This window comes from Mesorhizobium sp. Cs1299R1N1 (genome assembly GCF_037179655.1).
Lineage (GTDB): Bacteria > Pseudomonadota > Alphaproteobacteria > Rhizobiales > Rhizobiaceae > Mesorhizobium > Mesorhizobium salmacidum.
Genome location: NZ_JAPYKR010000030.1, coordinates 1 through 24,992 on the forward strand (window position 1 = coordinate 1; position 24,992 = coordinate 24,992).

At 58.2% G+C, this 24,992-nt stretch carries 21 protein-coding genes and 1 pseudogene; 16 read left to right on the forward strand and 6 right to left on the reverse strand.

Annotated elements, in window-relative coordinates:
- Together repC and O7A70_RS31870 are read left to right on the forward strand one after the other, a co-directional pair.
- A partial coding sequence (gene repC / locus O7A70_RS31865) for a replication initiation protein RepC (protein WP_337143888.1) occupies positions 1-476 on the forward strand: 476 nt, incomplete at its 5' end.
- Between the two features lie 88 nt (positions 477-564).
- A complete protein-coding gene (locus O7A70_RS31870; RefSeq protein ID WP_337143889.1) occupies positions 565-750 on the forward strand; it encodes a hypothetical protein in 186 nt (61 codons plus the stop codon).
- A 130-nt stretch (positions 751-880) separates the two neighbouring features.
- Here the strand turns inward: O7A70_RS31870 and O7A70_RS31875 are convergent, their stop codons facing one another.
- Positions 881-1,894, reverse strand: a complete 1,014-nt coding sequence (locus tag O7A70_RS31875; RefSeq protein ID WP_337143890.1) for a Fic family protein — start codon at positions 1,892-1,894, stop codon at positions 881-883.
- An 89-nt stretch (positions 1,895-1,983) separates the two neighbouring features.
- Between O7A70_RS31875 and O7A70_RS31880 the strand changes: the two genes are divergently transcribed.
- From O7A70_RS31880 to O7A70_RS31910, 7 genes are all read left to right on the forward strand, one after another.
- A complete protein-coding gene (locus O7A70_RS31880) occupies positions 1,984-2,166 on the forward strand; it encodes a hypothetical protein (protein ID WP_337143891.1) in 183 nt (60 codons plus the stop codon).
- Positions 2,167-2,173: 7 nt separating this feature from the next.
- Positions 2,174-2,395: a helix-turn-helix domain-containing protein gene (locus tag O7A70_RS31885; RefSeq protein ID WP_337143892.1), complete on the forward strand. Its 222-nt coding sequence runs from the start codon at positions 2,174-2,176 to the stop codon at positions 2,393-2,395.
- Between the two features lie 397 nt (positions 2,396-2,792).
- Positions 2,793-4,562: a hypothetical protein gene (locus O7A70_RS31890; RefSeq protein WP_337143893.1), complete on the forward strand. Its 1,770-nt coding sequence runs from the start codon at positions 2,793-2,795 to the stop codon at positions 4,560-4,562.
- 2 nt (positions 4,563-4,564) lie between these two features.
- Complete coding sequence (locus O7A70_RS31895) at positions 4,565-6,106, forward strand: hypothetical protein (protein ID WP_337143894.1); 1,542 nt, start codon at positions 4,565-4,567, stop codon at positions 6,104-6,106.
- Entirely contained in the window at positions 6,103-11,547 is a 5,445-nt protein-coding gene (locus tag O7A70_RS31900) for an FtsK/SpoIIIE domain-containing protein (RefSeq protein ID WP_337143895.1), read from the forward strand. The genes O7A70_RS31895 and O7A70_RS31900 overlap by 4 nt, the downstream gene beginning before the upstream one ends.
- A 43-nt stretch (positions 11,548-11,590) precedes the next feature.
- Positions 11,591-12,838 (forward strand): DUF262 domain-containing protein, encoded by a 1,248-nt coding sequence (locus O7A70_RS31905; protein WP_337143896.1) that lies wholly within the window; start codon positions 11,591-11,593, stop codon positions 12,836-12,838.
- Positions 12,839-13,711: a protein kinase domain-containing protein gene (locus tag O7A70_RS31910; protein ID WP_337143897.1), complete on the forward strand. Its 873-nt coding sequence runs from the start codon at positions 12,839-12,841 to the stop codon at positions 13,709-13,711.
- Between the two features lie 14 nt (positions 13,712-13,725).
- Here the strand turns inward: O7A70_RS31910 and O7A70_RS31915 are convergent, their stop codons facing one another.
- The 4 genes from O7A70_RS31915 to O7A70_RS31930 are packed head-to-tail and all read right to left on the reverse strand — an operon-like array spanning position 13,726 to position 19,970.
- Positions 13,726-14,565 (reverse strand): phosphoadenosine phosphosulfate reductase family protein, encoded by an 840-nt coding sequence (locus O7A70_RS31915; protein ID WP_292332166.1) that lies wholly within the window; start codon positions 14,563-14,565, stop codon positions 13,726-13,728.
- Positions 14,562-17,870, reverse strand: a complete 3,309-nt coding sequence (locus O7A70_RS31920; RefSeq protein ID WP_337143899.1) for a hypothetical protein — start codon at positions 17,868-17,870, stop codon at positions 14,562-14,564. Before O7A70_RS31920 ends, O7A70_RS31915 begins: the two co-directional genes overlap by 4 nt.
- The gene (locus O7A70_RS31925) at positions 17,867-18,826 is read right to left on the reverse strand and encodes a DUF4007 family protein (protein ID WP_337143900.1); all 960 of its coding nucleotides are present in this window, start codon (positions 18,824-18,826) and stop codon (positions 17,867-17,869) included. The genes O7A70_RS31920 and O7A70_RS31925 overlap by 4 nt, the downstream gene beginning before the upstream one ends.
- Entirely contained in the window at positions 18,801-19,970 is a 1,170-nt protein-coding gene (locus O7A70_RS31930; RefSeq protein WP_337143901.1) for a cysteine desulfurase family protein, read from the reverse strand. The genes O7A70_RS31925 and O7A70_RS31930 overlap by 26 nt, the downstream gene beginning before the upstream one ends.
- A 64-nt stretch (positions 19,971-20,034) precedes the next feature.
- On the opposite strand from O7A70_RS31930, the gene O7A70_RS31935 reads away from it, so the two are divergent.
- The 4 genes and pseudogenes from O7A70_RS31935 to O7A70_RS31950 form a co-directional block, all read left to right on the forward strand.
- Positions 20,035-20,460 carry a hypothetical protein gene (locus O7A70_RS31935; RefSeq protein ID WP_337143902.1) on the forward strand — a complete coding sequence of 142 codons (426 nt, stop codon included), beginning with the start codon at positions 20,035-20,037 and terminating at the stop codon, positions 20,458-20,460.
- Positions 20,460-21,092 carry a class I SAM-dependent methyltransferase gene (locus tag O7A70_RS31940; RefSeq protein ID WP_337143903.1) on the forward strand — a complete coding sequence of 211 codons (633 nt, stop codon included), beginning with the start codon at positions 20,460-20,462 and terminating at the stop codon, positions 21,090-21,092. The genes O7A70_RS31935 and O7A70_RS31940 overlap by 1 nt, the downstream gene beginning before the upstream one ends.
- A 256-nt stretch (positions 21,093-21,348) precedes the next feature.
- Entirely contained in the window at positions 21,349-21,978 is a 630-nt protein-coding gene (locus O7A70_RS31945) for a hypothetical protein (protein ID WP_337143904.1), read from the forward strand.
- Between the two features lie 169 nt (positions 21,979-22,147).
- Positions 22,148-22,279, forward strand: a pseudogene (locus O7A70_RS31950) (cold-shock protein); the annotation flags it as partial.
- A 95-nt stretch (positions 22,280-22,374) separates the two neighbouring features.
- Here the strand turns inward: O7A70_RS31950 and O7A70_RS31955 are convergent.
- On the reverse strand, positions 22,375-22,836 hold the full coding sequence (locus O7A70_RS31955; protein ID WP_337143905.1) for a MucR family transcriptional regulator: 462 nt from the start codon (positions 22,834-22,836) through the stop codon (positions 22,375-22,377).
- A 427-nt stretch (positions 22,837-23,263) separates the two neighbouring features.
- On the opposite strand from O7A70_RS31955, the gene O7A70_RS31960 reads away from it, so the two are divergent.
- The 3 genes from O7A70_RS31960 to O7A70_RS31970 all read left to right on the forward strand — a co-directional run bounded on the left by O7A70_RS31960 (position 23,264) and on the right by O7A70_RS31970 (position 24,596).
- Positions 23,264-23,554 carry a DUF982 domain-containing protein gene (locus O7A70_RS31960; protein ID WP_337143906.1) on the forward strand — a complete coding sequence of 97 codons (291 nt, stop codon included), beginning with the start codon at positions 23,264-23,266 and terminating at the stop codon, positions 23,552-23,554.
- A gap of 114 nt (positions 23,555-23,668) precedes the next feature.
- Positions 23,669-23,908 carry a DUF982 domain-containing protein gene (locus O7A70_RS31965; RefSeq protein WP_337143907.1) on the forward strand — a complete coding sequence of 80 codons (240 nt, stop codon included), beginning with the start codon at positions 23,669-23,671 and terminating at the stop codon, positions 23,906-23,908.
- 502 nt (positions 23,909-24,410) lie between these two features.
- Positions 24,411-24,596 carry a hypothetical protein gene (locus O7A70_RS31970; RefSeq protein ID WP_337143908.1) on the forward strand — a complete coding sequence of 62 codons (186 nt, stop codon included), beginning with the start codon at positions 24,411-24,413 and terminating at the stop codon, positions 24,594-24,596.
- Positions 24,597-24,992: the final 396 nt, after the last annotated feature.

Consider the following 24,992-nt stretch of genomic DNA (forward strand, 5'->3'; position numbering starts at 1 on the left):
TGCCGAGGCGCGAACTGCCGTTGGGAATCGTGCTGGATGCCTGCCCGAACATGCTCTGGCTGGTGAAGGGCGGCGGCGGAATTCGTAACTGGCGCGAATTTCTGGCTGCCGCCGAGGTTGCCAGGCCGGCCATGGGCATCAGCCCGAGCGCCTGGGAGGAAGCGCGAACCGCGTTGGGTGAGCAGCAGGCGGCGATCACCATTGCCGCGATCTACCAGCGGCAAGACCAGATCAATAGCGCGGGCGGCTATTTGCGCAGCCTGACGGATCGGGCCAAGGCCGGAAAGTTCTCGGTCTGGCCGATGATCATGGCCCTGCTGCGGGCAAAGCTTGAGGCGTCGAAAGCCGCCGGTAACGGAGCTGAAGCCGCTGCCGTCGACCTGGAAATGGCGGGGAAGGTCGTTCGCACCGAATCGCGACTGGAAATTAGCGATGCATTGCGCCGCAGCCTCGACAAGCCGGGGCGCGGATCATGATGAGCCTAGCGGGTTTGATCGGCGCCCCGGCGTTGGACAGTGGCTGCAGCGCTTGTTGGAAAGAGCGCCATATGCGAGCATCGAGGATATGAAAAACGAACACGACCGGGAACCGACGCCCGATGAAACCGCCGGGATGGTGTGGTGGAACTCTCTTAGCCAGGCCGCTCGTGCGGATTGGCTGACGCGTGCCGGCAGCGCCGTTCCAGCCGATGCCTGGGCCGCGTACAAGGGGAGCGAAGATCTTGATCGTCAGCCGCGGATCGTAAACTGAGGCCTGTCCCTGTCCGGCAGTGGGGATGACGCCGTGGGGAACCGGCCACGGTGCGAGCGGTTCCCCGGCGAAACCAAGCCGGCGCGCCCGATCGAGCAGGTTCTTGACCGATGAGGCCGACCATGAGGCTTCATCGGTCAGGCTTCGCTGGCAGTCGGTCGCTGAGAAGAGCGAGTAGGGCTGGATTGATGTAGAGGTTTTCCCGACCGGCCTTCATCTCCTGCAGCAGGCCGTGCTCGGCGAGGGTCTTCAGATAAACCGATGCCGCCTGTCTTTTAGCGATGCCGGCCGCCACCAGATCGCCGATGCGGCAATAGGGATTCACGAAGATCACTTCGGCCAGCTCTCGCGAATAGATTTTCGGCAGGTCGTGCCTGATGCGCTCCGCGGTTTGATCGAGCAGGTCCCGGATGGCACGGATGCGCGCCGTCGACCAGTTGGCCGTCTCTCGGATCGCTTCGAGCATGTAGAGGATCCAGTCCTCCCATGTGGACTCGATCGTGACGGCCAGAAGCCGATCGTAGTAGGCGCGCTTGTTGCCGATGATATAGCGGCTGAGATAAAGCACCGGGATGTCCAGCAGGCCTTTGTCGACGAGGTAGAGCAGGTTCAGCACGCGTCCGGTTCGGCCGTTGCCGTCGGTAAAAGGGTGGATCGCCTCGAACTGGTAGTGCATCACGGCGAGCCGGATCAGCGGGTCGATGTCCTCGGCCTCATGGATATAGCGTTCCCAGTTCGCCAGCTTTTCGCGCAGCAGCGCCTGCCCCTCCGGTGGGGTGTAAATGACCGCGCCGGTCGCATCGTTCATCAAAGCCGTGCCCGGTGTCGCGCGGATATCCAGTTCGACGCCCTTGATGGTCCGGCAGACGGCGATCGCCGTGGACGTCGACACCGGGCGCTGTGTGAGCGTCTGAAAACCTTCGTTGAGGGCGGTGCGATAGCGCAAGGCCTCTTTCGTGGCAGGATCGGCCCGGTTGCCGGCCTCATTGGCGAAGCGGAACAGCCTGTCGGTCGTGGTAACGATGTTTTCGATCTCCGAGCTCGCTTGCGCTTCGAGCAGTGGAATCGAATTGATCAGGACCGCCTGGGTTGGGGATGAGCTGTCCAGACACACGGAGTTCCGCGAGTGCTGCGCGCGCCGCAATGCAGGCTTTCAGCACCACCTTTGTCTCCACATCCTCGCGTGGAGGCAGGGGAGGGAGGTCGTTGTAGGAGCGGTCCGGACGGAACGGCATGTCGATCAAGCCTTCTGCGATCGACATGCCGGGCGAATATGTCGTCGGCATCGACAGATCGTCAAATCATGTCGATAGAATCGCAGTGTATCGACGTGTCGCACACCTCGCAAGCCGTCCGTACAAATGCAGAAGGTACGCCATCCAGGAAGCGGCAATGGCTGGATTGAAGGAAGCATGACCGACTGATGCTGGCGAAAATCCAGATGGAGCGACGGCTGCGACAACGCCGAGTCAGTTCCAAGTTGCCGAGGCTGGTCGAGTTGGTGCTGTCGCGTCCGGTTGTCTTCACCGGCATGATCCAGGAGACGCTAAAGGTGTCGAAGCAGGGGGCGCTGAACCTGGTCAGTGAGCTCGATTTGCGCGAGATGACGGGCGGGGGAAGGTTTCGGGCGTGGGGCGTCTTATGACTGCGTTTCATCGCCGCGTTAGTTTTCTAGGAAGAGTTGTATCGTATCTGGCTTCGAACACGTCCGGGACGGGAAAAAAATTGGAAATAAGGCAAGATGCGGGAATCGTCGGCAGCGCTTACCGAGTTTTTGGTCATCGTCTGGAGGCTACCGATAGTCGCCCCGCGCGGTCTTCAAGCGCCCTTCCGAAGTCTGTGAGTGGGTGACAAGGTCCGAAACGATACTGAACAATGCTCTGTATTCGAGTCAGTGACTGCTGCTAAATTAGCCGCACGAATCATTACTTCGTCTACAACTTTGCCGAAATCTTGGGGGGCGGAGCGTGTCGGAAACGCCATCTATACATGCATGGATCAGGTTTCTCAGAAATTACGGGCCGATCCCCACCAATGACAATATGTATGACGAGACGATCCAGCGCGCGCTGCGACGTCACAAGATCCGGCCGATCACACTCCCCGCGCCACTTCGGGACGAGCTCGTTGAAAATTTTCGCTCCCCTTCTCCAGGGTCATTCATCATCACCGGCACTGCGGGTGATGGAAAAACATATCATTGCCGAGAGGTTTGGATCGAGCTCGGCGGCGACGCGAACCTCTGGAACCAAGGCGACAAGGTCCAGCGTCTGGACCTTGGCGATGGCCGCTCGCTTGTCGTCGTAAAAGATTTGAGCGAACTGCGCTATGATGAAAGTGCGTCGCTGATCGTGGAATTCTCGGCCGACGTCGCGAACCCAGCCACCTCAACATTCTACCTTCTTGCCGCCAATCACGGGCAGCTCCTCGAGAAATTTAAGTCGGCGCCGAAGACGCCTGACACCGAACGGGCCAGCCAGGTTGTCGAAGACCTCCTGGTAACGGGGGTGACGAACGACACGGGAATTAGGCTCGAACTGAGAGACCTCAGTCGATCTCCGGCGGCCCAGATGGTCACGGCGATCATCGAGGCGATAACCGAGCATGAAGGTTGGCAGGGGTGTGACAGTTGCTCCGCTCGCAGCGACGCCGCAATCTGTCCCATCTTCGAAAATCGCCGACGGCTCATAGGCGTCGGCGAAGAGGATCCATTCAAAAGGCGACTAGCGGCGATCATTGAACTCAGCGAGCGCAACGGCAGCCATTTTCCGGTGCGTCAACTCTTGGCCCTGATCGCCAACAGTCTCCTCGGCCATCCCCACGCCCGAGACGGATTGATGGCATGCGCCGACGTGCCTGCGCTTCAGGACGCCGGACACCTCGATCTCGCGAGCATCTATCGCAACATTTTCGGCGAAAATCTGAAGCCAAGCAGGGCCGAGAAGACGGAGCTCTTTCGGAAGCTCAACGCGTTCGGCATCGGTGCGGAGACGAGCAATCGCGTTGACAACCTGCTCGTCTACGGCGCTGACGATCCGGCCTATAAGGCCGACTACGATGAGCTTGTCGTCTCGGATCCTGTGTACGGGGCGACGGGCGCTTTTACCAGCGCTCAACGCACATATCTTGAGGGCGCTGATGCCAGCGAACGCGCCACGTTCCTTGGAGCGCTTCGAGCCCAGCGGCAGCGCCTGTTCTTTACGATGCCAGAATCCAGGATAGACGAGTATGATCTCTGGGACCTCAGCGTGTTTCGTTACGCGGGCCTGTACCTCGAAACGGCACAAAAAATTTCCGCGGGACAAACCGCTCCCCGGCAGGCGGTCAGTATGATCGTCCGCGGGCTGAATCGTATCTTCACGGGGATGCTGGTTCAGAACCAGGACGAGCTTGTGCTTGCGACGTCTGGCAGCTTTTCGCAGTCGAAGCGCAGTCCGCTGCTCGATGAGATTATCTCGGTGCCTCGAGCGAGCGGCGAAGAGGTCAGCATTGTCCCTGACAAAGCCGGCCGAAACTTCGGAGTCTCAGTGAAGCTGGTGCGAGGCGGCGAAATTCCTCCCGTGTTCCTGGCATTGTCGCCGACCAGATTCGAGTTCCTCGGGCGGGTCGCCGAGGGTGCTCTGCCCAGCAGTTTCTCGCTTGAGTGTCACGAAGATCTACTCGCCTTCAAAGCGCGTCTGCTGCGGGAGACTGAAAACCGCCGCAAGCTCGATGGCGACGATGTGGCGGCAGACGGAGAACTCGTTCTGCGATTTATCGATATCAATTCCGATGGCCGCGCTCAGCCGCGACGCGTGATCGTGCGAGTATGACAATGGAATTTCTTGATCGCCCCACCCAGTTCGAAGAACGCACAGGGCCTGCCTATTGGATTGACGAAGCGATCTGGGGGCACCGCCTTCATGATGAGCAGTCACCGTGGCTGACATTCCTGGAGTTTCTGACGGTGCTCCTGTCGGAGCACCGTGAAGGACGGGCACTGAGCGAGGCAACCTATAACAGCCTCTCGTATAAGCCCCAGCTTCAGCTACGCCTGCGCAACCTGGTGTTCAACAATCCCCATGTCATGACTGTTCGCGCCGAAGCAGGGTCAGACGATGCGGCTTGGTCGCTTTGGCTCGATAAGATGGCGGAAACGGCAGGCGGCATCGACAAGCCTGATTTCAATTATCTACGCGACCGCTTCGAAACTTTCGACGATTTCGCGGCCGTCTTGAACTTCCTTCAAGGCTCAGCGATTGAAGGGTCGAGCAACAAGCGGTGGAGCTCCAAATTCGTCTTCCCGTTTGGGCCTTATTCTCTCTTTGAAGACGTCAACGTCAAGCCGAATGGCAGCGTGTCGAACGATCGTCGGTTTTTCGCCCGCACCGGCGAGATCCTCTACCTCATGTTAAGCAGGAGCAAGCACGCTGACGAGCTTCGCGTATTGTTGACGTCTCGCTTTCTGGATCAACCGGCACCCTATGATGCGATGGCGCGAGCGCTCCAAGGAGATATCCAGCTCGCCAAGGCAGAACGTGGGGGTGCCTATCTGCCGTGTTCGCAGCATCCTGTTTTCGATCGCATGGCGGAAGATTGGCTTTCGATCCTGAAGTTGCCGATTCCAGGCCACGACGCAATTCCGCACCTTGTGACGACCGCTGGCCTTAATCTGCTTCTCTATCAACTCGATCGGGCAAGAGAGCTGCTTGACCACTCTCCTGTCGAACTCGTTTGCGAGATCGTCTCGCCAAAAAAGTCCGTTGTGCGGGATCTGTCGGCCGACTCCTATCAACGAAACAATATGCTGCCGCAATTGGCGATCGGGCACTTTATCATGCGTCTCGCCGAGACGCCGACCTGGACGGCTGCCGTTGCCTCTGACGACCCCGTCTGGAGGGCCAGTGACCTGATGCAGCGTGAGTTCGGATGGCCAGACGGGGACGAAGACGAAACGGTCGGCGATCCGAAGCAACTGCTTGACGAGCTGCTCAAGAAGGCCACGACCCGTCATAAACAGCACGTCGGCAAAATTCATGCGACCTGGTCGCGCGCCATCGGATTGTCATCGCGTCGATCGAGCCGGCGCGTGCGCTATGCGCCAACCGATCGGTTGCTGAAGACCCTCGTCGTGGCCTGCGTCGACAACAGGCTTGAATTCAAAGACTTCCTAGCCCGCTTACATCAGCGGTACGGGATCGTCATCGGGGATGCGCAGGCACGGGCGTTTGTCGATGCCGGGACCGCAGATCAGGAAGACTTTTCGGACAATGCGCACCGCCTTGAAGAGCGATTGGCGAGCCTAGGCCTTCTCAGGCGCTTATCCGACAGTTGCGCCTACGTCGAAAATCCATTCCAGAGAGCGAGAGCCGAGTGAACCCCTCTGATCTCATTGGCGCCGCCGGCGCGACATCGATCCGTTTGCGTCTTGCCGCGCTCTCACCCGAAGATGGCATGGCGCGCTACCTTCTCGATCGTCTGACCGGTGAGCAGGTGGCTGCGATCACTCAATCGTTGCTCTCCGACGCAAAAGTGACCGAGCTTCTAAAAATTGCGTTGCCGCGCAGCCTGGTTTCGCCCTACGGCCTGCCGGAAAGCGTGATGACGGACGAGCGGATGGTGGCAATCCGGCACGCCGACTACGACCGTCCCGCGCTGCTTTTTGCCAATACAGATGAAGACCAAGGTGCATCGCTTGGCGATGTGACCCTGATCGGGGCGAAACAGCTGACGGAAGAGCCGGGGCCTTGGGTAGAGGCAGCCGCCGTGGGCCTTGGTTTGAGCGAAAGTCAGATGGCAACCTGGACCGCTGCGTTGAAAGGACTGACCGCGGCGGATGACTGGACGCTTCACCAGATTGCATCCTATGTCGCCATGACCCGCTCCCGGATTGAAACCGATGCGGTTCCGGTCACGGACGCATTGGGATGGGCATTGCCGGCGTTGCGCCTGCCGCGCGACAGCGGTTATTTCCTGGGGCTGGGCGAACGCGATCGCGAAGTCTCGCGCCGGTGGAAGAAGCTTTTCGAAAAGCTCGTCGCCGATCGCAAACCTTTGATGGTCAAACAGCGCCCCAATCGCCAGCTCATCGAAAATGAAGAGTTGAGAGAGCAGTTCGCGGAGGTGCGGGACGATATCCCGGCGCAGGTGCATCCTGCCATCGAAGCTTTCATCGAGGCCGCGCCAGGCTGGGGCCCGGAAGCAGAAGCGCTCAGCGTCTTCGAATGGGAGGCTGAGAGCGTTCTTCAGCTGTTTTCAGGGATCAAGCTGAAGAAGACGTCGCTCGCTCAGGAAACAATCAATTTCTTCGAGTTCACGTTTCCCGATCGACTAAGCGCAGCCGACAACGAATACCTCCGCGTTCTCAAAGGGCGCTCGCTGAAGGAGACGCGTGAGGACGATCGCGAGTTCTTCGAGGCTCACCGGGACGATCTAGCGCAAGACAAGGCCGTCAGGGTCAAGTGGGAGCGCTTCGTCTTTGGTCGCCCGATCGAATGCACCGATTTTCTTGAAGGCTTGCTGCGTGTCATCGAGCGTCTCTTTGGGCAGGTGACCCTCGGAGGCGGCCCACGCACTTTGAGCATCAAGTCCGCCCGTCGATCTCGCAATCAGTGGCTCGACCTCAATGCTGATGTTGGCTTGTATTTCGGCCTGCGCTACCGAGGCTTGCCGGCGCTTTTAGGCGCAGCCGTCGAATGGGACGTGCCCCATCTGTTTACCTACGAAGAAGTGCTCGATCGCGCGAAAGCACGCCAAAAAAAGTACCGGCGGAACGAATCGACTGCACGAAGTGCCTTACAGATCAAATTCGACGTGGCGCTAACGGCCGGACGCGAACGGGCAACCGTTCAGCTCGTGTGGACGGGCCAGCCAGCCGCAATCGGTTTGGAACTGACGAAGGATCTCGGCCGTCTTATTAAACGACCGTTCGGACGCAGCAGCGTCGCGCGCCTGACGGTCAGTCGAAAGGGCGCCCTCCAGTCGGTATCTCTCAGTGATACGGGAACGCTGCAACCGGCGTTCGGACAGGATGCCGGAACTCTCATCCCGCGCACGAGCACCGGCATCGACCTTGCGAAGCTCTTCCCAAAACTCTTGAAGGAGGCAAAAGTAGCAGGCCGGATCACGCAGGCGGGCGCGGACGACATTGCTGTGGCGTGGAAGGACTTCGCCGCCCTATACACTGGAGCGCTTACATCATTACAGTCGTCTGGGTACGCGTCTGCTACCCTGGTCGCGCAGGCTGACTCCTACGGCGCGCTGCTGAACAGCCTGGCCAGAAATGCCATAGGTGACCTTAACCGCCGCGATATTTGGGAACCGGTGCTGCGGATCGGAACGATCGAAGTGCTTGGAAGCGCGCCATCAGCCATTGTCGCCCCATGGCATCCACTGCGCTTGGCCGGCGTTGCCGCGAAAATGCGGTCGGTCGCCGGCTTGGCCGACTATCTCTTGTCCGATGTCGATGTGAACTTTGGTGACTCGCGTCTGTTTTTTAGCGATCTCCGCGACGAACTCAGCCATCCGCTTTATCCCGAACTCGCTGTCGGCTATGACGGGAGCGAACCTGTTTTGCTTACGGAAACTAGCACGGTCAACGACTATAGTTTAGTCGAGCGGCCGGTCCGCGATCCGTCTGAGGCGACCACGGACGTTGATCCATCGGAGGCCGCAAGACAGATCCGCGCTCTGCTTGAACGCTATCTCGATCTACAACCGCATGAGCGGTCGAATCTCAGCATCATGCTCTATAATTGCGATGCGGCCGGTTTGCCGCTCGCAACCGTGAGCGCGCTAAGTTCGGTGCAGGACCAGGAAGAAGTCCACTGCAATGTCCTGGTTCGCCACCGCGATCGGACCCGCTTGTCCGGAGTCTACACCGAACTGCTTGAGCGATCGGAAAATGATCCCGATGCGGTTGTGGTCAGCGAGACATCACGGAACTTCATGTCGAAGCTGCGTATCGGCGTTATGCTCGACGTCGCAGGCGGATCAAAGTCGGGCGGAGCACGCGAGATAGACGTGGCATTCCTGCACGACGTCGTGTCCCGTCAAGCGCGTGAACAGTGGTTTTCGGTTCCGGCCTTGCCGGATAATCCTTCCTTGCTGGAACACGTGCCCGCGCGCTGGTCGTATCGGCGCGTCACCGCCGAAGACGAGCTCAAGGCGACGAACTACCTGACGTGCCCGCGTCAGCCGGATGCCGGCTGGTCCTATATCGATGCCGTCGCAAACGTTGTTCGACGCCAATCGCACGGCCCGGACGAACATTATCTCCCGGCTCGCCAAATCTCGTTCCAGGATGGCGGTCTGAAGGGGATGTTCGACGAGGTGCATAAGTTGGCGGAATGGGTTGCCACCTACGATGACCTTCTCGACAAGCGACAGCTTGCTGCCCAAGGGATCAACGTGATCCGGTATCGTCGCCAACGCACGCACGGGCGCAACATGGTCGTCTCGTCGACATCGGAGCTGCGAATACTTCACGTGCTGGTCAAGCGCCGGCTTGCGGAACTCTCTTTGGGCCTTGACGACGACCGTCTTGCAGGTCTCGCGCGGCGAATGATCGAAGACGCCAATGCCATATCGGGCGATATCGTGCTGCGGGCAGCCAAACGGGGCGTCTCGGCCGGCGAGTTGATCGGTTTGGTGTTGAGCCGAGCGCTTGTCGAAGAAGAGCTTGGTGAGCGCGCGGCCGTTGCCTGGTTTCTCCTCGATGACTACGCGGAATGGCTTGGGCAAAAAGAAGAGGGGATCGCCGACATCCTTGGTATCAGCCTCTCGACCGGCGAGGATGGTCTTCCGAAGCTCAGGACCATCGTGACCGAAGCGAAATATGTCGACCAGGCCGGTTTGGCGGAGGCGAGCCGCAAGTCACGTAGCCAGTTGCGCCAGACCGTTGCTCGTATCGACGATGCGTTGTTTGGCGATCCGGGCCGGCTCGATCGCGACCTCTGGCTTTCTAGGATTTCCGATCTGCTGCTGGACGGTACGGCAGCACTGGGGCAGCCAAATCTTCTCGAACGCGTTCGTGACGGCATTCGCCGGGGTGTCGTCCCGATCGATTTGCGCGGTTACTCGCACATTTTCGTCTCCGGTCCAGCGACCGACGGCGGTTCGACGGGAGAGCAGGATGAGTTGCCGGAACTCCAGATGGGACTCCAGGAAACATTCACGCGCGAGGGGCTTCGCAAACTCATCAAGGCTTACGAGACGAAACATAGCCTGACTGAACTTCGAGCCCAGCTTGGCGAAAAGCACACTTGGAACTCGGTCAGTTATCGTCACCCGGCGCCGCGGGTTGATTGGACGAAGGCCATCAAAGAAGAGCATTTGATTGCTGTGGGCGAAAAGCCCATTAGCCACGACTATGATCAAGATGACGACGAGGGCGATCCCGAAGGCGGGATCGTTATTGAGGCGGTAGAACCGGGCACAAATGATAATGTTTCGGTTGTCGTGATCGGGGATAACGATGGTCAAGCCGGCGCGGAAACCAAGTCCGTCTCAGTCTCGGCCCAAAGCAAGGACGAAGACCCGACGCCCATCTCAGCGCCGTCTCTGACAAACGCGCAATCGGGCGCTCCAGCCTTGCCGAGCAGCGACACGACTATTCCGACGGTCGGCAGAATTTCTCGGGCCAGCGGCGATGTCGGCATTGCCGCTCTTATCGAAGCTCGCGCTCGGAAGGCTCGCGAAAACTCGGCGGACGAACGTGAATGGTTGGAAAGTACCGCACAGAAGCTGCGCTCCGCGCTGCTCGGCTACAATCTCCAGGCTAAGATAGTGAGCACGCGCCTGACCCCAAACGCTGCGCTGATCCGTTTCATGGGGTCGGATCGCCTGCGCGTCGAAGACATCGAAGCGAAACAGTCATCTCTTCTGACGACGCATGGGCTCAGGCTGATCTCGATTTCGCCATTGCCGGGCGAGATCGTCGTCGGCGTAGCGCGGCCGCAGCGACAGGTCGTTTCACTTTGGGATGTTTGGAGCCGACGGGAAATCAATCGCAATGCCGCGGGAGTTAATACGTCCTTCGTGCTCGGCCTGAAGGAACTAGACGGCGATATACTCTATCTAAATCTCGGTGGCCCGTTCGCCGGCGGACAACAGCATGAGCCTCACACGCTCGTCGCGGGCGCAACGGGGTCGGGGAAATCCGTGCTGATCCAAGCCCTCCTCCTCGACATCGCTGCGACCAACCCCAGCGACCTGGCACACATCCACCTGATCGACCCGAAGATGGGCGTCGACTACGCGGCAATCGAGAGGCTGCCGCATCTGCAGGGCGGGGTGATTGTCGACCAAACGCGGGCGGTTGAGGTTATGGAGGGTCTCGTCACAGAGATGGAGCGCCGCTATGAGCTGTTCCGGGCCAAGGGGGCTCGAGACATTCGAGCATTCAATTCCAAAGTCGAGGCTTCCGAGCGGCTGCCATACGTCTTCCTGGTCCACGACGAATTTGCGGAATGGATGCTGACGGAAGATTACAAATCTGCGGTGACATCCAACGTATCGCGCCTAGGCGTTAAGGCACGCGCCGCCGGCATGCATCTGATCTTCGCAGCGCAACGGCCTGATGCGAACGTCATGCCAATGCAGCTACGTGACAACCTTGGCAACAGGTTGATCCTAAAGATTGCGAGCGTCGGAACATCCGAGATCGCACTCGGCGTAAAGGGAGCGGAACAGCTCTTGGGGCTCGGTCATCTTGCGGCAAGGCTCAGCGGTGAGCCAGCGATCATATACGCCCAAGCGCCATTCCTGTCCGATGAAGATATTGACGCGGCAGTCGGTGCAATATCAAAAATCAAATAGTGCGACGAGTCGCGAATAGCCGATCTGATGAAGGAGACACAGGGTGGGAACGTGGAATTCAAGTCCGCATCCAATCTCGGACCTAAGGGATTGGAACTCTCTTGGGCGTCTTGAATTGCGGCCTTCCTTTCAGCGGAAGGAAGTTTGGAATCCGGCGGCGCGCATAATGCTTATCGACACCATTCTGAGGCAGGTTCCAATGCCTAAGATGTTTCTTTGGAACGAGGTCCGAAACGAGCACACGCATAGGCAAGTAATTGACGGTCAGCAGCGAATTTCAGCAATATTAGCGTTTTTAAGAGACGAATTCGCTCTAGATGAACCATATTCTGGCGAATTCTTTGGAAAAAAATTTAGTGAGCTTCCGAAAGACGTTAAGGACAGCGTACTTCTATACAAGATTGACTACAATGAAGCAACGGGTTTTACAGAGGAGGAGGTAAGAGAAGTATACTCTCGAGTGAATAAGTACTCTATGCCGTTGAATAGGCAAGAATTGCGTAGAGCGGACTTTCCAGGCAGATTCCTTGAGCTCTCTACGGACCTCTCTCTAAACGAATTTCTTGATGCCTCAAGGGTGTTCACAGTCGGCCAGCGAAGGCGAATGGGCGACGTGGAATTCGTGTCTGAGATACTTGCTGGTATGCTTGAGGGGCCGCAAGATAAGAAGGGAGACCTGGATTACTTCTATTCCAGATATGCGGAATGGAAGCCCGAAGAAGAAGCTAAGGTTAAAGAGGATTTCTTGTCGGTCCTACATGACCTAGAAAGCATTTTCGTCTCTGAAAAGTTGTCGTTAGCCAAGACCCGATTCCGGCAGAAATCGGATTTTTACTCCCTCTTTCTGACGATATACGAATTTCAGAATGCCGGAGATAGTTTGACAGGCAAGGATCTCGAACCACTCAGGGGAGATCTGAGAATACTTGACGCGAATATAGCGCCAGAGTCTGAAATCGATGTCTTGAGCGAGTATGCCATAAAGTGTGTGTCGCAGGCCAATAGCGTGTCGAGCCGGTCTTGGCGAAAGAACTTTCTCATGGATGTCTTGCAAGGAACTTATCGTGGGAGAAAACCAGACGGCACTGCCCGATCAAAGTTCGAGTCCATCGCCCTTCAACTGGAAAAAGGTGGCGCCCAAGGCAAGCTTTTTGAAAAGTGCATTGGATGCGGCGAACCACTGCACAACCATACCGCCGACGGACGGGAATTAGACTGGCCGGTGGATACTCAAGTGTTCCAAATCTCAAACGCTTGTTGGCGGATGCGCGGATGCAGGGCGAGGGCCTGAATGGCGTTACTATTCTCTGGCCGCGGCGAAAATTTAGCGAGAGAAACGATTGTTATTCCGGATGAGATGCGAACCCCGTCCGGAAAGACATATGAGATTGGCGAGAGAATCGCTGCTGGCGGAAATGGGGTTGTACATCGGTGTACCGACCTTGGGGATGGCACCGAGTATGCAGTCAAGTTTCTCCTCGACCTACGAGCGCATCGGCGAAAGCGTTTCGATCGAGAAAAAACCCTCCTTCAGGGGATCCGGCACGACCATCTAATCGCATATCAAGATGCAGGAAACATAAATGGTGAGCAGCGAAGGGCGCGTTCATCGCAGCTGATCAAAGATATCCCATTTATCGTCATGATGTTGGCCAATGAGCCCCTGTCATCGCTTGTCAAACGAGCTCCTGTCCCGAATGAGATTTTTCTGGCTCAGTTCCGCGGACTCGCACACGGTCTCGGCGAGCTTCATAGAAGGGCGGTCCATCGTGATATTAAGCCCGACAATATCCTGGTTATGGGGGATCGCTGGGTTCTGAGCGACTACGGTCTATGTGACATGTTGGATCTGCCGGTTGAAGAAAGAATGACCCCTGATTGGGAAATCGTCGGTCCGCGGTTTTGGATGTCTCCAGAAGCAAATAACCGTAGTATTGGTCGAGATGACCAGATCAACGCGGCATCCGATGTATTTCAGCTGGCGTCGGTATTCTGGTTTGTAGTCAACCGCAGTCACCCCACGGGGGTTCTTTCCCAAGCTGACTGGAAGGGACCAGAAACACTGTTCGATCCAATATTCAAAGCGCTTCATCACAGCGCTTCCATACGACCGGCTAATGGCGAGGCTTTCGCGGCGCAGATTGACGAAGCGATTCTACGGTAATCACCCCCCGATGATCATTTGTGGCAAACAACGCAGCTGCCGGCCCCTTCGTCAAGGCCGTACACGTCGTCGATTGTCTCTGCGGTCTTGCCCGACAGGGGGTTGACCCTCCGGCCGCGCCGTAGTCGCTCCCGGCGTTTTTCGTAATCCGACTTGATCTGTTCGACTCGTTCGGGCGAGATCAGCTCCGTAAGACTCTCACCTTGGCTCCATGTGAACGGCGAGCCGTCTCGCAAGGCAGTCTTTTCATAGTCGACGGCCTCTGCAAACCGATCTGGGTGATGTTCAGCGAGCCGAACCCATTCGATCTTCTGCTGGTAAAAGCAGAATGTGCAGCCAGACCGGGAACGCCATTGGTAATAGGCCGGTTCACCGACGTCGGACTGCTCGAGTATCTCGATGACGCCGGTACGATCAACCCCTGCTTCACGAAGCGGAAGATGGACCCGCATGTTGGGGTGTGTGGCTTGATAGCCTTCGCGGCTTGGCTCATCGGCGCGGATGGCGACGTAGGAGTGGACGATCGTCCCGCTTTCCAGATCCTTTTGCAGCCAATGCTCCAGCGGCCGGAGTTTCAGTTGTCGCGTGCACCAGCGGGTGCGGGGCGAGGGAAGAAAATTGCCATACTCGTCCAACCAGAAATCAAAGTCGCGATCGGGGTTAAGCCGCTGGATCGGCCGGCCGAGGAACCCTTCAAGCTTATCAAGGAAGCTATACACCTCGGGCAGTTCCTTACCCGTATCTGTGAAGAAATATTCGATCGGCAGCTCTGGATGATGCTGTCGCATATAAACGGCGAGCGCCGCGCTGTCGCGCCCTCCCGATAGACCGAGAATATGACGTTCCCCACTCATTGCCTGCCAACCTCATCTTCGCCATCGGCTGCCATCATGGCGACTGCACGCGCCAGTGCAGCAAGCTGCAGTCGTCCACTCTTGTTTTCTGATCTGAGCGAAGCCACCAGGCGATCAGCGATTCCTGCCGCGGCTACCTTTTCGCTTTCGCTCAGTTCGAAGCTGCGCATCAACGGCGGCGTCTTCGGGTCGAGGCCGACGACAAGTGCGAGGGCCTCGGTCTGGGAGCGTCGATCTCGCACGATCGCCAAAGCCTCGAGCTCCCGGAAACGGCGTCCGTATCGCGCAATTTCCGTCAAAGCTTCTTGCCGATCTCTGTCCGACCAATTGCGGGCGGGACGGTGCAATAGAACGCTGACAGTGCTCTCGATATCGCCTTTCCCGAGCTCCATCGCTGCGACGCGATCTGCAAATGCATCGAAATTGTAATCGTTCGTCAGGCCTTTGAGCAGCGATGCACGTTCCGCAATTCCTGCGAAACTCAGGGCGTCGATGCCGAGCGCCTTTGCAAGTGCCAGACGCAACTCCTCAAGAAGCGCCGGATAGCTCGCTTCGGCACCTTGAAGGGCATGATAGACGGTCTCCGGGGCGAGCTCGTCACCGAGAGCAGCCGGAAGAGCGTCAAATAGGAGTCGCTCGGGATCGTCTGCCTTCATTACGATCCCGCGGATTTTTACCGCCAAAGGATCAAGATTGGTGGTGCGTTTTGCGAACTGTGAGAGCTCTTCGAAACGCTGAAAGAGAGCTGCGGCGACGGGCAATGACGCCCCGTGAGGGTCGACGCCGAGCAGCTGCGCGAGCCCACTGAGGAACGCGGTTTCGCGCACGGACCGGTCAATCCGCCTCAAACGAAAGAGACCGGGCTTCTGCAAAAGCTTGTCGACGACGACATCATCGATTGCTGTTTGATACACCCCGTCGATATAGACGGCGACGCTCTCGCGCTTGGCAAGCATGTAGGCAAGCGCCAATACCGGCATTACACCGGCTTTGATGCCATAGGGGGGCCGAGCCCACTCCGCATAGACAACATCGAGAGGCTTTTCGCCCGCAAGGTCGATTACCTCCCACGCAGGGCCGAGCGATGCCCCCTCTTGGCTATCGTCCGGTTCCGAAAAGCCAAACACGCCAGCCTTGATCTCTTTGTGCAGTCCGAACGGTCGAAGCAAGGTAAGATAGAGGCCGAGCTCTGCAGGATACTGGGTCATTCCCAGCTGCTCATTTGCATACGAGTTAACCATTGCATGAGCCAACTCGCGCAAAGCCGCCATCGAATTCGATGATGGTTTGTCGCGCTGGAGCAACTCGCTTTTGATAATCGGCGCCTTCGAGAAACCGGCGTCCGCTAGCGCACTTGCAACGACCGTCAACGGTGCGCGGACAGCATGGCTCGGCTGAGGCGCCAGATACCAGCTTGCATTCTCAAACGCCGTTTCGAGCGCGCGATGAAGCTGATCGATGCAGTGAGATTGTCTCGCAGCAATCTCCCGCCTCGCTATCCGGTCGCCCTCCAGCTGCGGGTGCTCACGGAAAACGCGTTCGACCGCCAACAACTCTGCAGCCGTTGACCGGAGGGCAAAGCTGTCGTTTGCCCCCCCTATGGCAATCACACGCTCCGCAGTCTCCAGCGCTTTGGCCGCTTTCTGAGCCAGTCGGTTGACGGATTTCGTCGTCAAAGAACCGTCGCCGAGAAGCAATAGCAAAAGGCCGCTGCCATGAACCGGGCGCGCTAACATGCCGTTCGTCAAAGACTCGATCGTGTCGTTCGGGCCGACGACCTGCAGTGCTATCTCAAAAGTCCTCAGCGCGCCTTTTTGGAAATAATGCCGTTTGGCCGTAGCAAAGCCCAAGCCGACGCGGCGCGGAATGCCCGTGAGTTCAAGCGAATCCGCCGGTTGGATAGCCTGGCTGATGGCTTCCTCAAGATCGAAGTCGCTGCCGGCAAATAGAGCATATCCACCAAGGCGTGGCTGCCGGATCAGAATAGCCCAATCAACGAGATCCTGTATCGCTCCGCTAACCGCTTTGATTCCGAAGCCGGGTACCGACGCGCTCAAAAAGTCGTCTGCGAGCACGACGCCAGAACCGTTGCGGAAAAACTCGATGATTGCGGCCGCTTTCGTCAAGGCGACATGCAGACCGGTTCCTTTGACACCTGCCCGCTCGATCGCTTCGAATGCGAGGCTGAAGCGGTTGCCGTCCACACCCGCGGTAAGGGCCATTCCGAAGTTAGCAGCAAGATAATCCCAGAGCATCGCGGGGTCGTAGGTGCCGCCCTTAAGATCGGTGGCATCCAGAAACTCCTTGAAGCCGGAAGGCTCGGCCGAACTCAGAAAACCGAAGACGCTTCGCTCGTTCTGTGCGAACCGCGCTCTCGAGATCGGTCCGAGCAAAAGCGCGCTAACCGGGTTGAGAGGCCATGTTTGGGCAAGCGCTTCCGCCAGCACATCCACGTCCGTCGGACGGCGTTTGGCGACCGCTTCAGCAACAACGTGGGCGCCGGATACATCATGACTTGGGCGGTCAGCCGCGATGGCCCTGCCAAGCAGCGCAACTGTTTCATCCGCGCCCGAAAGAAACGCGATGTCCTGGTAGCGGCCTTGAACCTTACGCCACTCCTGGCGCGCGTCGCGCGCAGCGCGCGCCGTGTACTGGTCGAACGACTGGTGGAGAATGCCAATGACAACCAAACGGCCGCTGCTGCGCGAGGCATGCTCGGCGAGGTCCTGAAGCAGATGGACGTCGCCGCCCTCGAGTGCCTCGTGCTCAAGAAGCTTGCCGAGTTCGTCGAGGATGAGGAGGGTTCCGCTCGATGCGCCTTCGCCGCCCGCTATCAAAGCCTTGATGATACGATCATCGCTTGCGGCGAACTGTGTCGCGGCGTCTGGCGACCAATCGAGCGCGTTACGTGCGGCTTCGACGATAGCGTCCCTGAGTCGTGTCCGGCTGCCAGTAACGGCGACGACTTTCCAGGGGCCGCTGGTTTCTGGGAACGCCTGATTGAACAGCGTTGAAAGAGGCTCCCCCGCAATATCGCGAGCAATTTTCCGGTTCTTCTTCGTGCCGGCCACGAGGTTCGCAAGCAGCAAGGCAGCACTCGACTTGCCGCCACCATAAGGACCGGTCCACGTATAGGCGCTTTGATGGTGGTCCCGCTGGCTCTCGCCAAGAGTGCGCAGAGCTTTTGCCACGCTTGCTTGCAAGACGTATCCGACCAATGGCGGCGTGCCGTTCAGGTCCGCGTCGAGCCGTGCCGATCGCGCGAAACGGCGATCAATGGAAACAACACTGGCAAGCTTACTCATGCTGCGAGCTGACGGTGAAGTTTGCGGGGATAGGCGAGAGAGAGGACCGTCGTCGGATCGAACTCGGACGTGCGCTGAATCTGACGGAGACCGGCCGTGTCGACCCATTGCCACGCGCCTGCAGTCAGATCGTCGAGCCGCATCAGCCGAGAAACAACGCTGTCTTCGTCGAGTTTGAAAACGCGGCCTGGCGAACCTGCTCCATAACAGATCTGTTCAGCTGTCAATGTAGTCGCGCCGCCCGACCGTTCCCAGAATTGACCAAGCGCGTAAGCGAAAACGGCGTCATGGAGGCCCGGCTTAGGGCCACGAACAAACTCGTACCAGCCGCCAAGCCGAGCTTCCCGGATCAATGCAAGCTCAGCTAACAGAGGCTCTGCCGCGTCTTCATTGAGAGTATCCGCGCGCCGCACATAGCTGCGCAAGAAAACCTCGATATCGCGCTTGAGTGTTCCGCGCGTTGCCCGCCATTCGTTGTTCTCTACCAAGGTCATGAGTTGGTCGAGCAACACCACCGGATCAAACTCGATCGCGTTGAGCAAATTGAACGCGTAGTAGGCAGTTGTCGTCATCGCAGGCGTGCTGGCCACATGCCAATGGACGAGCCAAATCGTCGATGACTGCTCGAGGTAGGGGTCGAGCCCCTCGTCAGAGAGAATGGCGCGACCAAGGCTGGTCGGAGAGATGATGCGATCGACTTCAGTAAAGAAGCCCGAGGCGAGAGCCCAATAGCGCATGGACACGGCCATATTGCGCCCGACGCCAAATCGGGTTATTGCATCTTGTTCCTGAAATGTTCTCGAATCGGCTCCGTCGCCGATTGCATCGAAGGCTTTCTTCAGCCATAGCAGTCGGAGCGGGAACGTCTCGTGTCCCGCAAACTGCCCTCTCGAATCGATCTTTGTCGTAGCGCGTCCCATGAAAGGGACCTTACTGGTGAAGCTCTCCAGTTTCAAGGCGAGACAGCGCGGCAGCTTTAACAATGTGGTTGGCAGCCTCTAATATCTCTTCCGAATTGTGGTAGCGATTACAGAAGACCCGAATAACGCCACGAGCGTCTATTTCCGAAAGACCAATAGATTCAAGAACATGTGAAGTCTTGATTTGTCCCGACGCACATGCCGAGCCCGTTGAAAGAGAAACGTCGCGCGCAAGGCGGGCGCAGAGCTCGTCCGCATCGACGCCGAAGAGCTGAATGGACGCGGTGCCTGGGACCGTCGGCACATCGCCGCTGACCCGCCGGAAACGAAGTTGCCGTTGTTCAAGCGTCTGAAGCAGGAGCTTGATCAACGCCGAGCAGTGCGTCTGGTCGGATTCAAGTCGAGCTCTCGCAACCCGAGCTGCCGTACCGAAGCCTGCAATCAGTGCGACCGGTTCGGTTCCGGGCCTCAGACCGCTTTGCTGGCCTCCACCCAAGGTCAGGGGAAGCGGTTTTAGCGCCGATGCAGCAACATACAAGGCGCCTATGCCCATCGGGCCGTAGCACTTGTGGGCCGAAAGGGTGAGGTAGTCGACATCAAGCTCAAAGACGTCGACCTCGATCTTGCCGGCGGCCTGCGCAGCATCGCTATGGAAGAGCGCGCCGCTCTCATGCGCCAAGGCAGCAGCTTCCTTGACGGGCTGAATGACGCCGGTCTCATTGTTGACCATCATCACTGATGCAAGGAGGAGATCTTGGTCGACGAGCCTCGCAAATTCGGCAAGATCAAGCCGGCCGCAACGATCGACGGGAGCAATGCTGACGTCGAACCCTTCGGACTGCAAGGCGTGTGCAGGCTCGAAGACAGCCTTGTGTTCGACTGCCGAAACGAGGACACGTTTCCGGTTCGGTTCGAATCTGCGAGCCGCGCGTGCTACGCCCAACACGGCGAGATTGTTGGCTTCAGTCGCACCCGACGTGAAGGTGATCTCGTTTGCCGCGGCGCCGATCAGGTCAGCAACCGATCCGCGGCCGTCGGCAATCGTGCGCGCGGCAATCTCGCCTGACACGTTGGGCGAACCTGCATTACCCGGCTGCGCCCAAACAGCAACCATCGCCTCAAGGGCTTCAGGCGCAAGCGGCAGGGTCGCAAAACCATCGAGATAGATTGGATGCCCCATTTCAAAATCTTCCCGCACTAAGCCCCCATTCGATGTTAGAGAGAATCGAACGGCGAGGTTTAAGATGTCGAACGGTATAGCGAATGAACCACCTAATCAGAAGGTGATTTACGAACAGCGGTGTGAGGATTTCCGTTCGCTCAACGGATTTCTCTGGCAATCGCCTCTGATAATAATGACGCTGACGGGCGGCCTTTGGTTTGCTGTTGCTAGCTTCGAGATCAGTGATCGGGCGCGATCAATGTTGCTTGTTTTTGCAGGCATCTCGAATCTCCTGATGATCATCGCGCTCATTCGGCGGAGATATGTGATGCAGCGGGTGCTCGCTGACATCCGCAGCTACGATGGCAAAGGCGAGATCGGGAGAAATTTCATCATCGTAGGCACCTTCTGCGCACTCCTGCTGTTCGCAGCCCTTGGCTCCTTCGTGACGAGCTGCGGGCCAGCAGCGTATTTCACCAACAAAGCCGGCGCGAAGGCGACCCCCTGATGGAGTCGGAACGGTCATTCGATTCTGTCACCTACTACGACCGGCTGGCTGCTGATTTGGCGCCACGATACGATGCCGTCACCTTCGATGTCGTCCATCCAAATCTTTCCGAACACCTTCCGACTGAAGGCCGGGTCCTCGATATAGGGTCAGGAAGTGGGCGCGATGCACGAGGGCTTGCAGCTCGGGGGTTACAGGTCACAGCGGTCGAGCCATCTCTGGCGTTTCGGCATATCGGAGAAGCGAACCGTTTCAGCGGAATAACTTGGATCGATGATCGCCTGCCAAAGCTTGCTCACTTCGACAGCGTTCCGCCATTCGACTTTATTCTCTGCTCGGCTGTTTTAATGCTATTCGACCTCGAAGATCTGCGGGAGAGCTTTAGAACGATGGCGCGTCTTTTGGCGCCATACGGCCGTTTGGCTGTTGACATTCGAGACCCGATGCCAGGTGAGCCGATGGGGATTCATGCCCACCCCGAGGCGCAGATTCTGAAGGTCGCAGCTGGGGCGCGGCTAGCGTGCATTGATTATGCTGAAAGGAACGATGCGTTGGGGCGCCCTGAATACCTTTGGCGCAGCTACGTCTTCTCGCAGCAAACGCTACCATGCGACCGAGTTCGCGAAGCCTGAGAATATCGGCGGGTCGGGGCAATTTGCCCGAGACGTAGAGCCAATCTTGTCCGCGCTTACCGGTGTTAGCCGGGATAACAATCAAAATACCCACCGAAAAGCTTCTATTTTTCGGAAGGCGAAATGATCGTTGCCGAAGGAATGATCGCCCGCCTCATTCCTGTGCAGCAGCCATCCGAGTCCAGATCAAAGCGACGTTGACAAATCGACCGGTTGTGTTTACCGGTCAAAATGACTGGTTAATTGGAGGCGATTAATGGCTATTGCAAGGCAATTGGTGAGAAGGGCGGTTACAAAAGTGAAGCCTTCCGCATTGAAGCGGACAGGCCCAATCAGTGCCGGCAAGGTGACGGCAAAAGCAAAGTTCTTGACCCTCTGCCGGCGTTCGATCGAAGAGGAGCGGCCGATCCACATTCGCGATGCCGACAAAGGAGCATTCATGGTGCTTGACTTTGTCGAGCGCCGCTTGGAGGGGCCGCTTGTCGATGTCTCGGCGCAATTCTTCAAAGATAATTTCAGCCGCTGTACCTCCGCCGTCCGCGATGGTGTCTGCTTTCGGCTGTCTCTTAAAGGCAGTAATCGCGCGGTGTACGCGCGGCGGCACACGAAATACGCCGACCCCCTTGATGGGGTGTTCGCTGAGTGGCGGGACAAAGTTGTCGAGGCCGCCCTCCAGGATGCCAATAACGAGAGCGTCTTGGAAGCGATACGCGATCTTGGCCGGCGTGCGGACCAAGGACAACAGAATGTGGACCTTATGCTGAAGAGGCTAGCTCGAGGCATTGCGCGAATGGCGATCGGGAACAAGCCATTCGAGGAAGGCGATCTGCCCCAAGGCTCCTTCATGCTTCATCGCGATGCTGAGGCGACAGAAGAGATGCAATGATCTCTCAGTCCGGAGCCCCCACGTCCGCAGCAATCGTTGGCAAAATGCGGCCAAACCGCATTATGTCACGAAGCCGTCTGAAGTTCAGATTGCAAGACAGAGCGGGAATAGTGCTTTGTGCAATCGGCGTCGGGTCCTCAGGCTTCATCTATGCCCGGTGCCCCGGACTTTTTTCCACATTTCCGCTGTCGAGCGTGCGGGTCTTTCAACCCTCGCCGATGGCCAGAAGATCAATTACGAAATTGAGCAGGACCGCCGCACCGGCAAGTCCTCGGCCGGCAATCTCAGCAAAGTGCGCTGATCGTCTCTTAGCACCAGGCAGGTCAGAGCGGTTGGTCCGCGAAAGGCGGGATCGCCCGCCTTTCAAACTGCACCGGCCAATAAACGAGCGGACGATCAGGAGGCCGCCTTGTTGCGGGTCCTCTTTGCCGGTGCGGCCTGTTGGGCCTCAGCGGGTTTTCTGCCGAGGCCCATGGTCTTCGCCAAAGCTGAGCGCGCGGCGGCATAATTCGGGGCAACCATCGGATAGTCCGCCGGCAGACCCCACTTGGCGCGGTATTCGTCGGGCGTCAGACCATAGTGAGTCGAAAGATGCCGCTTCAGCGACTTGAACTTTTTTCCGTCCTCCAGGCTGATGATGTAGTCCGGTGTGACCGACTTCCTGATCGGGACTGCAGGCGTGAGCTCCTCAGGCACCGCGACCGGGCCGCCGATCGTGCCCTTCAACGCGATATGCACCTGGCCGATCAGGGCCGGGAGCTCGCCCACGGGGACTGGATTGTTCGACACATAGGCCGACACGACTTCGGCGGTAAGCTCGATGAGGGCGTCAGTATTGTTTTCGGCTTCTTCTGTCACGCAATTCTCCTGGTTTTATAAACAGCGGCGGATATTGCCTTCATTAGTGAAGGAAGCCAAAGAATGCAATGAAAGTCAGCGCAGCACTGGTTCCCAGATCGCAGGCCGAGGCACGCACATGATTGTGGCATCGGCAAAACATACGGGTTCTACACTGATTCCAACTGCTTCCGGCAGAAGCGCCTGGCGGTTCAACCGATTGATGAGGACAGCAGGATGAGTTTCGTTTCGGCACCGTGGCAGCGCTCGAAAAATAGCTTGTGCTGCTCACCTATAATCCCCTGCCCTGCCAGCTCCATAGGCAAGGGCGCCAAGGAGAAATCTTCAATCCAGCCCCTTGAACGGTTACAGTCCGGACAGCACATTTGCGATGATTGCCGGGCGGAAAGCCCGCCCGAAATGAGGATTCGTCAAGTGGGAGGAACGCATGCACTCGGAGGATTTCGGCAGCCCGATTTTCGTGAAGCGTGCGACCTACATCGTACAAGAGATTACGAGCCTCGCGGACGCCATCGATTTCCTCAATGACTGGCCCGAGGATCAAAGAAATCTGATCCACCAGACCGCTCTTCAGGCCTGCTATGACGCAGACGATGGGCACAAACCCGTAAGCGCCGCACACCATGCTTTTATCGATTTCGCCAGGCAGGTCGTCATCTTGGAAGATCCAATCTCCGCCATGCAGTGGATTGCCGCCTGCAAAAAGTTGCGCGCTTAGGGTTTCACAGGTCGGGGTGACATTGCGGTAGCTACGCTTGGAGGCTTCCATCCAGATTTGCACCAACGCGGAAAAGGGCGGAAGAATGTCCATCATCGCCCCGGGAGATCTGACTTGAGCAGATTCGAGCGGCCGGTCGTAGTCCAGGTGACCCGTCACGCCGCAGAGCGTGTTGTGTTCGATGTCAATGACGCGGCCACTATTTTGCTGCGGGATCTCACTCGTGAAACCGAAAAGCGCAAGACAGCAATGGACGCGTGTCTGCGGGTATTGCGCGGTGAGAGCCATCCACCGGCCGCCCGCAGAGCTTTCGTCGCAGCCGCGCTCGAAGCAAAAATCCTGCGCAGCGACTGAACAGTCAGGACGCGCATTGGGTCGGTTCATCGCTCAATTGCCGTCCGCCTCAGCGACAATAATGGCGGCTGGCTTAGATCGAGCGGGGCGCAGCGGCCGAGCGAGATTGTGGTGTTCGAAGGCACTCCTATTCGTGTAGCCGTGGCTGAGCGGACGCCGCTGGTAAGCGGCCTCGGGCCATGTTGTGTTGCGACCTCGGTCGATCGCACGGGCTCGCCGCAGGAAGCTCACCTGAACGACCAGCCAGCTCAGCACACAGCCTTGGCGTACATCCAGCTCGCAAGATCCGCATACACCGGGGCTTTCCATAGGAGCAACCCAACCCCGCTCTTCTGTGATGGCTTTCCTGGTCCTGTTCCGATCTTCCACGATCAACCCTCAGGGGTCCGCTAGCAAGCTGCGGCCGCTTCGGCTTCGCCTGCGCGGTGATCGCGACCGGACCACGACACTGACGGAGCCATCGAGCGGGGATTGGCCTCGCTTAAAGATGGAAGGCCCGCAAATGTCGAACGATCTTTCTCTCGCTCAACACCACGCCCTGGACCTCGCCCGCACCCTGATGGTCCCCGTCATCCTCTTCAAATCCGGCGACGCGTTTGGCGTGCTCCGCAGCGATGAAGTCGATCCTGGCGATGACCTGGAGATCGTTCACGAATACGACCCATTCCAGATCGGGCCGGCTCATTGAGCCGGCTTCTGGCGGTCCACCCCGTCAGAAATGCCGGGCTGCGCCGACTGCTTTCCAGCCGCCTGCCGATTGGCGGGCCGTTGCGCCGGGATGGGGTACCGCTTGCGAGCGAGCGGCGGCAAGGGAGGCTGCGCCGCGGCCGGGAAATCACATTGACCCTGCGAAACTCCTCAGTGGCGGGCCGCGCCCTTGCCCCCGTCGCTCGCAAGCGGCCGTGGGGTCCGGTCCCGCGGGCTTCGCGGGAAAGGAAACCGAACAGGAAAGGCCGGAACCTGATGGGCCCGGGAGTAAAAATGGAGAAGAGTGATGTCGAGGAACTCAGGAGCGGGGTGCTGTGTGCCGCGGTGCTGGAGCGGGCGGGCTTCGCGGTCGATGGGAAGGAAAGTACCAAACGCG